A 14,995-nucleotide genomic window follows, 5' to 3' on the forward strand; every position below is an offset into this window, starting at 1 on the left:
AGCGAATTCAGTCAGTTTTGTTAGCAAACAACGATGCTGCGTGTACGAGCTAAGTACCTGCGGCACTGACCCTAGGCTCTGCCAGTTTGCATTCATTCGCTCCAAATCTTATAGCCTGTTTGCTCAAATAATGCAGGTGTTCAGCAGCAGCGTTTAATACCCTGCCACTTCTGATCCTGCCATTGCTTGAAAAACTCAGCGCGCGACAAAGGTGCAGCAACATCAGGTTCATGGGCATGGTGTTCGGCATAATGGGCCAGATACCGCTCGTAAACATCATCGCCTGACAACTGGCGGATGCGCCGCCAGCATTGTTTGAGCCATGTCATAGCATCAACTCCTACTCTGAGAATTTGCCGGAGACATAGCTGGTTGGCACATAAGGCGTCTCGGTGGAAGGCAATACCGGCTTGCCTGCAAAGTAACGCCAGCTCATGACTAACATATCCACAAACACCACCCACAGCACCACCACAAAAAACAGGGTCAGCCAGGCATCGAGTTGCTGGTTAAAGATCAATTGCGGTGCGACAGCGGCTTTTTCAGGCGGCAATAGACCTGCCGCCAGTTTGTGTGACAAATCATTGGCTGCGGCAAAAAAGCCGACCCGCAGATCGCTGCTGAATATTTTTTCGTAAGCCGCAGTGGTGGTAATGATCAGGAGCCAGATTAAAGGTAAACCGGTAATCCAGGCTTTTCTGGTTTTGCCCGATTTGATCAATATGCCGGTGCCTACAGATAAGGCAATCGCGGCCAGCATTTGGTTAGCAATGCCAAACAATGGCCACAGGATATTCACGCCGCCATTGGGGTCGATCACACCGATATAAAGAAAATAACCCCAACCGGCGACCACCAGTGCACTGGTGAAAATGACTGAAGGCGTGTAAGAAGTTTCGCCCAGTTTGGGATGCAGGTTGCCCAGCATATCCTGTAGCATAAAGCGGCCGACGCGGGTGCCGGCATCAAGGGTGGTTAAGATGAAAATGGCTTCAAACATGATAGCAAAGTGATACCACAATGCCAGCAGATGGGTACCAAACACGGTACCTAGAATACTGGCCATGCCCACTGCCAGACTAGGCGCACCGCCCGTGCGGGCAAATAAGGTGCTTTCACCCATGGCACTGGCCAAATTCTGCATTTGCTCGACAGACACCTGGTAGCCCCAACTGCTGATGGTATTGACTGCATCCAGCGCCTCTTTACCCACCACACCGGCCGGGCTGTTGATCGCGAAGAACACGCCCGGTTCAAGGATAGTCGCCGCAATCATGGCCATCAGTGCCACAAAGCTTTCCAGCAACATGGCGCCGTAACCTATCATGCGGATGTCACTTTCACTGGTGATCAGCTTAGGGGTGGTGCCACTGGCAATCAAGGCATGGAAACCGGAAATCGCCCCGCAAGCAATGGTAATAAACACAAACGGGAACAGCTTGCCGCCAAAGATAGGCCCGGTACCATCAATAAACGGCGTAATGGCAGGCATGCGGATATCCGGGCGTAGCCATAAAATAGCAACGGCCAGCATCAGCACTGTGCCCAGTTTCATAAAGGTAGATAAATAATCACGCGGGGCCAGCAGCAACCATACTGGCAGCACGGCTGCAGCGAAACCATAGGCGATGACGCTAAACGCCAGCGGCAAGCCCTCATGGTCAAACCAGGCGGAGAACACCGGATGATGATCCACCCAACCGCCGAGCACCACCGACCCCAATAACAAAACCACACCCAGCAACGAAGCCTCAAGCACGCGCCCTGGCCGCAAGTAACGCATATACACGCCCACGATCATGGCGATCGGGATAGTGGCTGCCACGGTAGAGGTGCCCCAAGGGCTATGCTTCATGGCATTCACCACCACCAAGCCTAGCACGGCGATCAGAATAATCATGATTATAAAGGTGCCGAACATGGCAGCGATACCGCCAATGGCGCCGATTTCATCGCGGGCCATTTGCCCCAGGCTGCGGCCATTGCGGCGGGTGGAAAGAAACAGTGTCACCATATCCTGCACCGCGCCACCGAGCACAGCGCCGATCAATATCCACAGCGTGCCAGGCAAGTAGCCAAATTGCGCTGCCAATGTGGGGCCGACCAAAGGCCCGGGCCCGGCGATGGCGGCAAAGTGATGTCCGAACACCACCCAGCGATTGGTCGGCACAAAATCCCGGCCATTATTCAGGCGTTCGGCCGGCGTCGCCCGCGTGGCGTCCAGGCTCAAGACACCGGCGGCGATCCACGCGGCATAAAAACGATAGGCGATCGCATACACACAGATAGCCGCGGTGATCAGCCACAAAACATTCAGCGCCTCCCCTCTGGAAAGCGCCACTTGTGCCACTGCAAACACCCCCAGCAATGTCAGCCCGGCCCAGCCAGCACGCCCTAAAAAACCCTTCATCGTAGTTGTTTTCTTTCTAATTATTCATGTTTTCAAAGCCTGCCTGAATGTGAGCGCTGGCAGCTTGGTGCAATCGCACTGCGTTGGTGCGGCTAATGAGAATAAGTCGTTGTCAGACAATCCGCAACATGTGCGCAATATACCTTAACAATCATACACTTACAATCAGAACACTAATTGGCACATAGATTGCTAAATCCTGTTCAGCATTAAACTTAATTTACTTTCTGACCAATGAGACCCTCAACGCCCACGACATCAGCCCATTTTGACGCGTCACGCCATGCATCTTTGAGTCTGGAAGATCAAAAACTGGTGGATGGTGCCAGAGACATTTTGATGCGCCAGCGCGCCCTCAATGAAGAAGAAGCTTATTCATTGCTTTCCGAGATGGCGGACAAGCGCAGGACGGGGATGGCAGATATTTCACTACAGCTGATTAACATCACCAAACGTTTAACCGTTTAGAAGTTTATTCCTGACAATGCTGATCACTGACTACCTGTTAAAAACTCAGCCGCCCCTCTTGCAAGAACAAAACGGTTAGGTATAATGCGGCCTTCGTTACAAGGCACGGGTGCTTAGCTCAGTTGGTAGAGCGTCGCCCTTACAAGGCGAATGTCAGCGGTTCGACCCCGTTAGCACCCACCACCCCCCCCCTGCCTTGGATTCAAACCTTTAGTTTCAAATCATTCCCCGCTCGCTAAATGAAAACGTGTCCTGACCGGCCACAATAATGTGATCGAGCACCTTCACATCCACCAGGCTTAACGACTCTTTTAAAGTCAGGGTCAATTGTTCATCGGCACGGCTGGGCGAAGCTGAGCCGCCGGGATGATTATGACTCAGGATCACAGCAGCCGCATTCAATGCCAGCGCACGTTTGACTACTTCACGCGGATAAACGCTGGTCTGCATCAAGCTACCTTCAAACAAAGTTTCATAAGCGATCAAACGGTTTTGTGCATCGAGGAACAGGATGCCGAACACTTCTCGCAGCAGGTGTGATAATTGCAGCTGTAAATAAGCCTTCACCTGTGCCGGTGAGTTAAAGCTATCTACCTGTTGCAATGTTTCGCCCAGGGCGCGTTTGCTCATTTCAAGCACCGCTTGTAACTGGCAATATTTACTTTCACCCATGCCATGCACTTGCTGCATCTCGGCCATGCTGGCAGAGAAAATGCCATTCAGGCTGTGAAAATGCTGCAATAAATCACGCGCCAGATCGACGGCGGTTTTGCCGACAACACCTACCCTTAAAAAGATCGCAAGCAATTCCGCATCAGATAGCGCCATGGCACCTGCACGCAATAACTTTTCACGTGGGCGTTCGTGTTCGGGCCAGTCAGTGATTGCCATCGCTTATCCTCGCATAGAGTTATCTGGCCCAGCCGATTTCTCTGGAGGTTGGCCGGCCAATGATTGTTTCATCCAGATTCCTCGCCATGCGCGCCCGGTTTGCAGAAAGCGGGATCTTCCCCGCCATGATTTCTGCCTTCTTTTGCGGATACAAAGGTTGCATATAAGGCTCGGCATAGCCTTGCGGTAGCATAGGCGCGTTGGTATTCAAATCATACTTATCGCTGGCACCCAGAGTATGTAGCAACTCATGTGCAATCACGACTGTATTTCCGGCATGCTGAGCGGGCGCCGCGAAAAGATTCACGCGGCCTATGCGCCCTTTTTGCAATGCCGTTGAATGTAATAACCGCGTATGCGTTTTCACATCGTGATATAGCAGATACAACTTGATATCGATGGGCACGCCAAGCGTGGGCTGATGCTGCCAGGCAAACCAGCGGAATTTAAGGCTCCAGAAGATGATATCAAGGTAGTTTGCATTCAGAGCAGGCGGCGCCAGCGGGATTTCCTTGATGCCAGGACCCAGGTGAAAAACAATGGGTCTATGTAAGGACAACTGATACCTGAGCGCCTCGCGCGCAAAATACTGTTCTAAGCTTTTAAAATCTACTTCCTGCAAAGTCGCCATATACGCATCCACGTTTGCAGAGGCATCTGCATTCACCGGATATAACGCCACATGCAATGGCTTTTGCCATTGCCGCCCCTGATACTCATCCCAGACCTGCATCAGCGCTGTCGCAATCACTGCCACCCAGAAAATCACCCTTACTGTTTTCAGCATGCACTTTACCTATTTGATTACCATATCTTAACATGTTTAAAAATGTCGCTATCCGGCCAGATACCAAAACTGCGCGCTTTGCAGTTAAAATACGGGCATGCATAGTGCTCACTCACAGTCCCATCATCTGCTTTTAGGCGTCACCGGCGGCATCGCCGCGTACAAAACTGCCGAACTGATCCGCCTGTTAATTAAGCAAGGCCATACCGTACAAGTGGTGATGACAGAAGCCGCCACCCACTTCATCACGCCAACCACCTTGCAGGCACTGTCCGGCAATCCGGTTTTCGTCGATAGCTGGGATACCCGCATTGCAAATGCAATGCCTCATATCGAGTTAAGCCGAAAGGCGGACGCCATTCTGGTTGCGCCTTCCAGCGCCGATTTTATCGCCAAACTGGCGCATGGCTTTGCCAACGACCTGCTCTCGACATTATGTCTCGCACGTGAGTGCCCACTCCTGATCGCACCAGCAATGAACAAGCAGATGTGGGAAAACCCGAGCACGCAGCGCAACATCGAGCAATTACTGAAAGACCAGGTCACGCTATTAGGGCCAGACAGTGGCGAACAGGCTTGTGGCGAAGTCGGCCAGGGCAGGATGCTGGAACCTGACATGCTGCTAGAGGGTGTACAAACGCACTTTACGCCCAAGCTACTGGCTGGAAAAAAAATCCTGATCACCGCTGGCGCCACCATGGAAATGCTGGACCCAGTGCGCGGCATTACCAACATCAGCAGCGGAAAAATGGGCTTTGCCCTGGCTAAAGTGGCGACACAAATGGGCGCTGAAGTGACATTGATCTATGGCCAGGCGACAGCTGCGCGGCCTCAGGTCAGCCATGCGTATCATGCCAGCACCGCGCATGACATGTATCAAAGTGTCATGCACCATATCGCTAATCAAGACGTATTTATCGCCGTAGCCGCTGTGGCAGATTACAGCCCGCTGGCTTCGGCTGACCAGAAAATCAAAAAAAGTGAGGAAACACTTACGATTGAACTCAAAAAGAACAAGGATATTCTGGCCGACGTTGCCTCATTACCGAACCCGCCCTACTGCGTCGGTTTTGCCGCCGAGACTGAACGCGTACTAGAGCATGCCAGACAAAAACGGTTGGACAAAAAAATTGCAATGATCGTAGCAAACCAGGCTGACCTGGCATTAGGCAACGACAACAACAGCGTCACCCTCATTGATGCGAGTGGCGAATACCCGCAGGACATCGCCGACAAAACCACGATTGCTGCGAAAATCCTCACGCACCTGAAACGCCAACTGAACTAACCCGCTTTAAATACACCACCCCTCAGTATATTCATGAAAATACTGAGGGGCGCTGCCTACCAAACAGCTTACAATCGCGCCAATTAATTTCATTAGTATTGAGTCATTTATGCGCGCTTTTGTGTTTCGCTTAACGCCAGTCTGCCTGGCAGTTTCATCGGCATTTGGTGGTTTGTCATTGGCTGAGGCCGAAGAAGAAAAAGTCCTGACACTTTCACCAGTGGTCGTCACGGCCACCCGCCAGGCGCAGAATAGTTTTGATCTTCCGGTGGCGATTGATGTGGTTGAGCAACATAATATCCGTGACGGACAACTGCAAATGCAACTGTCCGAGAGCTTGGTGCGCGTTCCCGGTATCACAGCGCAAAACAGAAACAATCAGGCGCAAGATCCACAGATTTCAACACGTGGGTTTGGTTCACGCTCCGCATTTGGAGTTCGAGGTGTCAGGGTTTATGTCGACGGTATCCCCTTAACCATGCCGGACGGTCAAGGCCAACCGGGTGTCGTTGATCTTTCCGCAATTAAAAGTATTGAAGTGATGCGGGGCCCTTTTTCTTCACTATATGGGAACTCATCTGGTGGCGTCATCCAAATGCTGACGCGAGACGCGCCACAATCTCCAGAAGTTGATGGCACTGTCATGTTTGGCAGCTACGGTACCAAACGCCAAATATTGGAAACGAGTGGTCAATCAGAAAACATTGAGTACATGCTGAACGTCTCCAACTTCGAAACAGATGGCTATAGAGATCACAACAGTGGGCAAAAGCAGCAAGCCACCGCAAAATTTAAATTTAACATCAGTGACGATACCAAGTTAACTGCATTGGTAAACTGGTTTGAACAAGAGGCACAAGACCCATTAGGATTAAGCAGAGCCACTGCTTTCAGCACACCTAAAGCTGCCGGCGTTGGCTCAATCGCATCAAATACCCGCGTCTACCGCACACACACCCAAGTAGGCTTCAACCTGCAACATGCATTCAATGAAAACAACTCAATCAGCTTTATTCCTTATGTAGGAACCAGGCAAAATGAGCAGTTTCTTGCCTTACCTCCGGCAGCGCCAATTAATGCAAATGGTCGTGCGAGCGAAATTTCACGAGAGTTTTGGGGCGCCGACCTACGCTGGGATAATAAAGGAATCGTTTTAAGCAAACCGTACAACGTCAGTGTGGGCTTAACTTACGGAAAAATGAACGATGACCGTGTAGATACCAACGCGGACAATGGCATTGCAAGAAATAACAATGTCCTCAATAACGCCAACTTCGGATTGAATCGTCGCGAAGAAAATATCTCAAGAAACTTTGACCAGTACATTCAAGGCAGGCTTTCTCTCACTGACAGCCTTGATATCCATGCTGGCGCTCGCCACACCAAAGTAAATTTAAAAATTAAAGACGATTTCATTACCGGAAACAGCGCTAACGGTAATAATAGTGGGGCTGTTGAATACCAAAAGACTACGCCGGTGATTGGTGCAGTTTGGAAAGCAACTGATTCGATTAACCTTTACGCCAACTTTGGCAAAGGGTTTGAAACACCCACATTTATCGAATCATCATTTGCGACATCAGCTGCAAACAGTACGCCCAACCTTGGATTAAAACCAAGTGAAAGTAATAACTATGAGTTAGGTGTTAAGGCTTATCTAAATAGCACCACCAGAGCGAACATGACTCTGTATCACGTCTCAACCGATGATGAAATTATTGTGCAGGATAACATTGCCGGCCGCGCAAGTTACACCAATGCAAACAAAACCAAAAGAAAGGGTGTGGAATTTTCTATTCAATCCGAATTTGAAAATAATATAACTCTTTATGGTGCCTATACTTTATTAGATGCCAAATTTGATTCTGACTTCACCAATCGGCTTAACACAACCATCCGTTCCGGAAACACCATACCCGGCACTTATCGTTCTCAACTTTATGGTGAGGTAGCTTGGCGCTATCAGCCTCTAGGTTTTTTCTCAGCACTAGAAGGCCGCTACAACAGCAAAGTGTATGTGGATGATGTGAATAGTGACTCAGCACCGTCTTACACTATATTTAACTTGAGAGCGGGCTTTGAGCAAAAACTAAAAAACTGGCGCTTTAAAGAATATGTGCGAGTTGAAAATATGTTCGATAAAGACTACATCGGCTCTGTCAGAATTAACGACGGTAACTTACGCTTTTTTGAACCAGCGACTAACCGCAATTACCTTGTCGGGCTGAGTGCAGGTTACGCATTCTAGAATCATCCCCTTACTCAAGCCAGCAACCGCTGGCTTTTTTATTGTGCGCTTGTTATCGCGCTTAGTGATTTTCATCGTTATTTGGTGTTTAATAGCGCAATCTTTTTGGAGCAAGCACTATGTCAATTACGGTAGACCTCAAAATCCTCGACCCACGCTTACATCACATGATGCCGACGTATGCGACCCCTGGCTCTGCGGGGCTGGATTTGCGTGCCTGTATCGAGCATACACAAACCATACAGCCGGGTGAAACCATTATGATCCCGACTGGCATGGCGATCCACATTGATAATGCCTATTATGCGGCGCTGATTTTGCCGCGCTCTGGGCTGGGCCATAAGCACGGGATTGTGCTCGGCAATCTGGTCGGGCTGATCGATTCAGATTACCAGGGCCAACTGCTGGTTTCCTGCTGGAACCGCGGTAAAGAGCCGTTTATCCTGAATCCGCTGGAGCGTATCGCACAGATGGTGATCGTGCCGGTCGTGCAGGCAGATTTTCATATTGTGGATGAATTTACCTCCAGCGAACGCGGTGAAGGTGGCTTTGGCAGTACCGGAAAACATTAATCATTAAAAACCATAACAATTGCTTGATTTAGTCTTGCTTTTCATTCTATAATCTCGCTCTTTCTGAAAAAGATAAAGTATTTGGAGATAACCATGGCACGTGTATGTCAGGTAACAGGCAAAAAGCCGATGGTGGGTAACAATGTTTCTCACGCACAAAACAAAACAAAACGCCGTTTCTTGCCTAACTTGCAAAACCGTAAGTTCTGGGTTGAGAGCGAAAATCGCTGGGTAAGCCTGCGCATTACTAACGCTGCTTTGCGTACTATCGACAAAAATGGTATCGACGCTGTGTTGGCTGATTTGCGTGCAGCTGGCGAAAAAATCTAACTCGCGACATTTAGTCTGCAAAGGATATTATCATGCGTGAAAAAATCAAATTGGAATCAAGTGCTGGTACAGGTCATTTCTATACCACTACTAAAAACAAACGTACCATGCCTGAGAAAATGGAAATCAAGAAATTTGATCCAGTTGCTCGCAAGCATGTACTGTACAAAGAAACAAAATTGAAATAACTGTTTCTGACTGTTTAAATAAAAAAGCCTGCATACGCAGGCTTTTTTATTCGCTGAAATATACCTGTTTACATATTAGGCTGTATATCAGCCTGGGGCGTATTTAACGCACCCTGGCCTGAAATAATGCGCACGTCCTGCTGAGGATATGGAATCTGGATATTATTCGCTTTAAAGCGCTGCCAGACCTCATAGTAAATATCACTTTGCAATTTGGCAGTCGCCTCTTCAGGATTAATCACCCCGATCGCCAACTGCAAATCTATGCCATTCTGCCCAAACGACTTGATCGTCACCTCAACAGCGTTTTCATCCCTGATGGTACGTTCATGCGTTCTGCCAGCTTCCGCTAACAACTTAATGGCCAGGTCAAGGTCACTTTCATATGAAATTTGCACTAAAATCGGCACCTTCGCTTTGTGGGCAGCAGAGGTGTGGTTAATCACCACATCTGTGATGATTGTTTCATTAGGAATAATAAATTCCGTACCATCCAGCTTTCGCAAAACAATATAGCGCGAACGCAACTCTTGCACGATGCCATAATAACCACGAATAGTCACAATATCGCCCAGATGCAGGGACTTATCCATCAGGATAATAAAACCACTGACATAGTTACTGGCAATTTTCTGCAAGCCAAAACCAAGGCCCACACCTAGCGCACCGCCGAATACCGACAGCATGGTGACATCAATGCCGACCGCCGCCATCGACATCAGCAATGCAATGACAATTGCCACCATGCGCACCAGCTTGACCATGATGACACGCCAGTTGCTGTTGATATTGCTGGAAGCCATCAAACGCAGCTCTATCATGCGGCTGAGCCACAATGCAAACAGCATGGTGACGACGATGGTCAGTGCACCTTGCATTAACAAGAGCAGGTTAAGCTTTTGCTTGCCGACCTTGAACTGCACATCTTCCAGTATTTGCAATAGCGGATCAAGAAATCCACCGATATGCAATGCGACCAATACCCAGACAGTCCATGAAATCACCCGCTCAAACGATTGCAACCAGGCACTGGGTGAGAACACATAGCGCAAGATATAAACCACACTTCGAATAATGATCATCGCCAGGAGCATGCGCGCGGCTAAACGCACTAAACCGACGTGCATAAAGTGTTGCAACGAATAACGTGCGATGACCAATAGCAGGAATGCGACGAATGGGAAGAACAGGCGCTGAATACCACCTAACAACAACTTGTAAACAGTGTTGACCTTTCCGGCAACAATTTGTTTACGCAAATGCAGATTAAGCAAGCCACTGATAGCCAAAATTGCACCAATGACCAAAAACTGCCACAGGGCAGCAACCGTGTTCAAATCTTGAACAATTTCTTTCCAGAGAAAATTGATATCGTTATCCATTATTTTTATCTACAACAAGATGATTGTGGCCAGGCCGAGAAATATGAGGAAACCGCCGCTGTCTGTAATCGCGGTAATCAACACGCTGGTACCCACCGCCGGGTCCCGCCCCAGCTTATTCATGACCAAGGGGATCATCACGCCATTCACCGCTGCCAGTAGCAGATTGAGCGTCATGGCGGCCATCATGACCAGGCCCAGTGCATAATTGCCGTACAACATATCGGCAACCAAGCCAAGCACACCGCCCCAAATCAACCCGTTGAGCAATGCCACGCCCAATTCTTTCTGTAATAGTGATTTCATGTGGTAGCTGGAGATTTGCCCGAGCGCGAGACCGCGCACAATCATGGTCGAGGTCTGGTTACCTGAATTACCACCAATACCGGCCACAATCGGCATCAGCGCGGCCAGCGCGACAATTTTCTCGATACTGTCTTCAAACAGACCAATCACACGTGACGCGACCAATGCGGTCACCAGGTTGATCGCCAGCCACGCCCAACGGTTTTGTACGGATTTCCAGATCGACGCAAAAAAGTCTTCCTCTTCACGCAAACCGGCCCATGAGAGCATGTCGGCCTCGGCTTCTTCACGGATGATATCCATCACCGTGTCGACCGTGATGCGGCCGACTAACTTGCGATTGTTGTCCACCACAGGCGCCGTCACCAGGTCATACCGCTCAAACGCCATCGCCGCCTGGTCAGACATGTCTTCCGGATGAAACACCACCGCATCGGTAGACATGATGTCGCCGACCTGGGTTTCCGGGTCATTCAGAATGATGCGTTTGAGTGGCAGCACCCCTTGCAGGATGTCGTCGCGGTTAATCACGAACAACTTATCGGTGTGATCGGGGAATTTAGGCAACCGGCGCAGGTAGCGCAATACCACTTCCAAAGTGATATCGTCGCGGATGGTGACGATATCGAAATCCATGATCGCGCCCACGGTATCTTCAGGATATGAAAGCGCGGACTGCAGACGCTCTCGATTTTGCGTATCCAGGCTGTACATCAAGTCCTGCAATACATCCTTTGGCAGGTCAGGGGCTAGGTCAGCCAACTCATCTGTATTGAGCTGTTCGGCGGCAGCAAGCAGCTCCTCGCTGTCCATGTCCGCAATCAGGGTCTGACGTACCGCATCAGAAGCCTCAAGCAGGATTTCACCATCGCGCTCAGCCTTGACCAGATCCCACACCATGAGACGGTCATCCAGCGGTAGCGATTCCAGGATATAGGCAACGTCAGCCGGATGTAACTGATCCAGTTTGTGTTGCAGGATGTTCAGATTTTGTTTGTGGACCAGCGACTCAACCAGATCGTGGTTAGGCATATCCTGTTTGTGCACGACATGCTCTACCAGCTTGTGCTTGCCGAGCAAGTTGATCACCTGTTGCAATGTTTCGCTCAGGCTCTCCTTGCTTTCACTCACCTTCTCATCATGTTCACGAATTTCAGTCATGCTTTTTCCAATGTTGAGCAGGGTTTATTTTTTACAGGTAATATTGTACAAAGCGTTGATGACACTACCTAGCGATTTATGCAGAAGTATTTGATTTTATACGGCACCCTGGGCTGCCACTTATGTGACGATGCAGAGCGTGTATTGCAGGCGCTTGGGCTTGCTTATAAAACAACTGACATTATTGATGACAATCAGCTTCTGGAGAAGTTTGCTACCACTATCCCGGTGTTAGCAGGTGCTGGTGAAACGTATCTGTACTGGCCGTTCAACGAAGCACAGGTCACCGTCTGGTTAAATCAGTGAAGTTAAAATCCGGCTAACAGAAAGCAGTAAAAAATCATTCTTTAGAATAGTGAGAATGACAGGGATGAGAAAAACAAAAAAGCCAGCAATGCTGGCTTTTTATGTTTGAAGCGTGCGACAGAGATTATTCTGCGGCAACTGGCGCTTCAGCAACTTCCGGACGGTCAACCAGCTCAACAAAAGCCATTGGTGCGTTGTCGCCATTACGGAAACCACATTTCAGGATACGCAGGTAACCGCCATTGCGCTCTGTGTAGCGTGGGCCCAGTTCAGCGAACAATTTACCTACGATATCACGGTCACGCAAACGGCTGAAAGCCAGGCGACGGTTTGCCAATGTAGGTGTTTTACCTAAAGTGATCAAAGGCTCTGCATATTTACGCAGTTCTTTTGCTTTTGGCAAAGTAGTCTTGATGACTTCGTGACGCAGCAAAGAGGTCACCATGTTGCGGAACATAGCAGCGCGGTGGCTACTTGTTCTGTTCAATTTACGATTGCTATTACCGTGACGCATAGTAATTCCTTAAGTATTTATCTTATTAGAAATTAAGCTTTTTCCAAGCCAACAGGTGGCCAGTTTTCCAGCTTCATTCCAAGTGTCAAGCCTTTGGAGGCCAACACGTCTTTAATTTCATTTAATGATTTTCTGCCCAGGTTTGGAGCTTTTAACAGCTCGTTTTCTGTGCGTTGAATCAAATCACCAATGTAAAAAATGTTTTCCGCTTTCAAGCAGTTGGCAGAACGTACCGTCAATTCCAGATCATCCACTGGACGCAACAGGATAGGATCAACCTGTGGTGCAGCTTTCACTTCCACATCAGCAGAAGCGCCTTCGAGATTTGCAAATACTGACAACTGGCCGATCAGGATACGCGCTGCATCACGAATGGCTTGTTCTGGCTCGATGATGCCGTTGGTTTCAACGTCCATGATCAGCTTGTCCAAGTCAGTGCGCTGCTCAACACGTGCACTCTCAACATGGTAGCTCACCTTGTTGATCGGGCTGAAAGAAGCATCGACCATCATGAAGCCCAATACGCGGTCTTCATCGTTTGCTTTCTGGCGTGCTGGCACAGGCTGATAACCACGACCCATTTCAATCTTCACTTCCAGATTCAACTTACCACCTTTGGTGATATGCGCAATCACGTGATTCGGGTTCACAATTTCAGCATCGTGACCAACTTCAAAGTCACCAGCTGTGACAATCCCTTCACCAGACTTGCTTAATACCAAGATGGTTTCAGTTTTGTTGTGCAGTTTCAGTGCAACACCTTTAAGGTTCAACAAGATATCAACAACATCTTCCTGAACGCCTTCAATCGTGGAGTACTCATGTACTACGCCATCGATTTTGACTTCAGTAATGGCAAAGCCTGGGATAGAAGATAAAAGCACTCTTCTTAAAGCGTTACCCAATGTATAGCCGAAACCGCGCTCCATTGGTTCTAAAGTCACACGCGCACGCAGAGGATTAATGACCTCAACGTCTACTACGCGTGGCTTCAAATATTCTGTAGGGCTATTTTGCATATATTTCCTTGGAGTAATTGGGTATAAACAAATAAACCTTAGCCTAAACTAAGTGATTACTTAGAATACAACTCAACGATCAATGACTCATTGATGGTAACTGGCAACGCATCACGCTGAGGCTTAGCCTTGTACATACCACTCAATGCCTTGATGTTGACGTCCAACCACTCAGGAAAGCCGCGCTGCTCAGCTGCTTCAACTGCAGCTGTAATACGCAATTGCGATTTAGCCTTTTGTGAAACACTGATCACATCACCTGCTTTAACCTGGTAAGAAGGGATGTTCACACGTTTGCCATTCACCAGAATGCTGTTATGGCGTACAACCTGACGAGCTTCGGAACGCGAACCTGCCAGCCCCATACGATAAGCTACATTGTCTAAACGTGATTCCAGCAACTGCAATAAGCTTTCGCCGGTAATTCCTTTTTGACCATCTGCTTTAGCGTAGTAAGCACGGAATTGACCTTCCAATACTCCGTAAATACGACGCACTTTTTGTTTTTCACGCAACTGCACACCGTAATCCGATACGCGGGCAACACGGCGCTGGCCATGTTGACCTGGTGCGAAGTTACGCTTTTCGATTGCGCATTTGTCTGTAAAGCATTTTTCAGCTTTTAGAAACAACTTCTCACCTTCACGACGGCACTGGCGGCATTTAGGGTCTAGATTTCTAGCCAAAATATTCTCCATTAATCGATTCGCTAATAATTAAATCAGCGAAATGAATTAAATCCTGCGTTTTTTAGGTGGACGGCAACCGTTGTGTGGTACTGGAGTAACATCGGTAATGCTAGTGATCTTGAAACCAGCAGCATTCAATGCACGTACAGCAGATTCACGACCTGGGCCTGGGCCCTTGATGCGCACTTCCAGATTCTTAACACCGGATTCCTGAGCAGCTTTACCAGCTACTTCAGAAGCAACCTGTGCTGCAAATGGTGTACTCTTACGTGAACCTTTAAAACCTTGACCACCGGAAGTAGCCCATGACAACGCATTGCCCTGACGATCGGTAATCGTAATAATCGTGTTGTTAAAAGAAGCGTGCACGTGAGCGATGCCCTCGGCAATATTCTTTTTAACTTTTTTTCTAACGCGTACATTAGCTTTTGCCATG

The 14,995-nt window shown here is 48.7% G+C and carries 17 protein-coding genes and 1 tRNA gene; 8 read left to right on the top strand and 10 right to left on the bottom strand.

From position 1 onward, the window contains the following. Nucleotides 1–140 precede the first annotated feature (140 nt). The gene (locus ACTS9Y_RS03870; RefSeq protein WP_442584697.1) at nucleotides 141–329 is read right to left on the bottom strand and encodes a CstA-like transporter-associated (seleno)protein; all 189 of its coding nucleotides are present in this window, start codon (nucleotides 327–329) and stop codon (nucleotides 141–143) included. An 11-nt stretch (nucleotides 330–340) separates the two neighbouring features. Then, nucleotides 341–2,410: a carbon starvation CstA family protein gene (locus ACTS9Y_RS03875; protein WP_442584698.1), complete on the bottom strand. Its 2,070-nt coding sequence runs from the start codon at nucleotides 2,408–2,410 to the stop codon at nucleotides 341–343. A gap of 291 nt (nucleotides 2,411–2,701) precedes the next feature. Between ACTS9Y_RS03875 and ACTS9Y_RS03880 the strand changes: the two genes are divergently transcribed. Together ACTS9Y_RS03880 and ACTS9Y_RS03885 are read left to right on the top strand one after the other, a co-directional pair. Next, the gene (locus ACTS9Y_RS03880) at nucleotides 2,702–2,878 is read left to right on the top strand and encodes an ANTAR domain-containing protein (RefSeq protein ID WP_442584699.1); all 177 of its coding nucleotides are present in this window, start codon (nucleotides 2,702–2,704) and stop codon (nucleotides 2,876–2,878) included. Nucleotides 2,879–2,985: 107 nt separating this feature from the next. Further along, nucleotides 2,986–3,061, top strand: a tRNA-Val gene (locus ACTS9Y_RS03885). 33 nt (nucleotides 3,062–3,094) lie between these two features. Here the strand turns inward: ACTS9Y_RS03885 and radC are convergent. Together radC and ACTS9Y_RS03895 are read right to left on the bottom strand one after the other, a co-directional pair. Then, nucleotides 3,095–3,769: a RadC family protein gene (gene radC / locus ACTS9Y_RS03890; RefSeq protein ID WP_442584700.1), complete on the bottom strand. Its 675-nt coding sequence runs from the start codon at nucleotides 3,767–3,769 to the stop codon at nucleotides 3,095–3,097. Nucleotides 3,770–3,788: 19 nt separating this feature from the next. Beyond that, complete coding sequence (locus tag ACTS9Y_RS03895) at nucleotides 3,789–4,556, bottom strand: hypothetical protein (protein ID WP_442584701.1); 768 nt, start codon at nucleotides 4,554–4,556, stop codon at nucleotides 3,789–3,791. Between the two features lie 97 nt (nucleotides 4,557–4,653). Here ACTS9Y_RS03895 and coaBC point away from each other — a divergent pair, with 97 nt between their 5' ends. From coaBC to rpmG, 5 genes are all read left to right on the top strand, one after another. Further along, nucleotides 4,654–5,844 (top strand): bifunctional phosphopantothenoylcysteine decarboxylase/phosphopantothenate--cysteine ligase CoaBC, encoded by a 1,191-nt coding sequence (gene coaBC / locus ACTS9Y_RS03900; protein WP_442584702.1) that lies wholly within the window; start codon nucleotides 4,654–4,656, stop codon nucleotides 5,842–5,844. A 109-nt stretch (nucleotides 5,845–5,953) separates the two neighbouring features. Next, complete coding sequence (locus ACTS9Y_RS03905) at nucleotides 5,954–8,092, top strand: TonB-dependent receptor family protein (RefSeq protein ID WP_442584703.1); 2,139 nt, start codon at nucleotides 5,954–5,956, stop codon at nucleotides 8,090–8,092. A gap of 119 nt (nucleotides 8,093–8,211) precedes the next feature. After that, nucleotides 8,212–8,664, top strand: a complete 453-nt coding sequence (gene dut / locus ACTS9Y_RS03910) for a dUTP diphosphatase (protein WP_442584704.1) — start codon at nucleotides 8,212–8,214, stop codon at nucleotides 8,662–8,664. 93 nt (nucleotides 8,665–8,757) lie between these two features. Next, a complete protein-coding gene (rpmB, locus tag ACTS9Y_RS03915) occupies nucleotides 8,758–8,994 on the top strand; it encodes a 50S ribosomal protein L28 (protein WP_091472854.1) in 237 nt (78 codons plus the stop codon). A 32-nt stretch (nucleotides 8,995–9,026) separates the two neighbouring features. After that, nucleotides 9,027–9,182 (top strand): 50S ribosomal protein L33, encoded by a 156-nt coding sequence (rpmG, locus tag ACTS9Y_RS03920; protein ID WP_011478679.1) that lies wholly within the window; start codon nucleotides 9,027–9,029, stop codon nucleotides 9,180–9,182. A 68-nt stretch (nucleotides 9,183–9,250) separates the two neighbouring features. On the opposite strand, the gene ACTS9Y_RS03925 is transcribed toward rpmG, so the two are convergent. Beyond that, on the bottom strand, nucleotides 9,251–10,564 hold the full coding sequence (locus tag ACTS9Y_RS03925) for a mechanosensitive ion channel family protein (protein WP_442584705.1): 1,314 nt from the start codon (nucleotides 10,562–10,564) through the stop codon (nucleotides 9,251–9,253). Nucleotides 10,565–10,573: 9 nt separating this feature from the next. Further along, nucleotides 10,574–12,031 (bottom strand): magnesium transporter, encoded by a 1,458-nt coding sequence (mgtE, locus tag ACTS9Y_RS03930; RefSeq protein ID WP_442584706.1) that lies wholly within the window; start codon nucleotides 12,029–12,031, stop codon nucleotides 10,574–10,576. A 90-nt stretch (nucleotides 12,032–12,121) separates the two neighbouring features. On the opposite strand from mgtE, the gene ACTS9Y_RS03935 reads away from it, so the two are divergent. After that, the gene (locus tag ACTS9Y_RS03935; protein WP_442584707.1) at nucleotides 12,122–12,337 is read left to right on the top strand and encodes a glutaredoxin family protein; all 216 of its coding nucleotides are present in this window, start codon (nucleotides 12,122–12,124) and stop codon (nucleotides 12,335–12,337) included. A gap of 124 nt (nucleotides 12,338–12,461) precedes the next feature. Here ACTS9Y_RS03935 and rplQ read toward each other — a convergent pair whose 3' ends face one another. The 4 genes from rplQ to rpsK are packed head-to-tail and all read right to left on the bottom strand — an operon-like array spanning nucleotide 12,462 to nucleotide 14,994. Next, nucleotides 12,462–12,851 (bottom strand): 50S ribosomal protein L17, encoded by a 390-nt coding sequence (gene rplQ, locus ACTS9Y_RS03940; protein ID WP_442584708.1) that lies wholly within the window; start codon nucleotides 12,849–12,851, stop codon nucleotides 12,462–12,464. A 32-nt stretch (nucleotides 12,852–12,883) separates the two neighbouring features. Further along, on the bottom strand, nucleotides 12,884–13,870 hold the full coding sequence (locus tag ACTS9Y_RS03945) for a DNA-directed RNA polymerase subunit alpha (protein ID WP_055827085.1): 987 nt from the start codon (nucleotides 13,868–13,870) through the stop codon (nucleotides 12,884–12,886). A gap of 56 nt (nucleotides 13,871–13,926) precedes the next feature. After that, the gene (gene rpsD, locus ACTS9Y_RS03950) at nucleotides 13,927–14,556 is read right to left on the bottom strand and encodes a 30S ribosomal protein S4 (RefSeq protein WP_442586896.1); all 630 of its coding nucleotides are present in this window, start codon (nucleotides 14,554–14,556) and stop codon (nucleotides 13,927–13,929) included. Nucleotides 14,557–14,604: 48 nt separating this feature from the next. Continuing rightward, a complete protein-coding gene (gene rpsK, locus ACTS9Y_RS03955; RefSeq protein WP_018986256.1) occupies nucleotides 14,605–14,994 on the bottom strand; it encodes a 30S ribosomal protein S11 in 390 nt (129 codons plus the stop codon). Nucleotide 14,995: the final 1 nt, after the last annotated feature.

Source organism: Methylophilus sp. (assembly GCF_052173275.1).
Taxonomy (GTDB): domain Bacteria; phylum Pseudomonadota; class Gammaproteobacteria; order Burkholderiales; family Methylophilaceae; genus Methylophilus.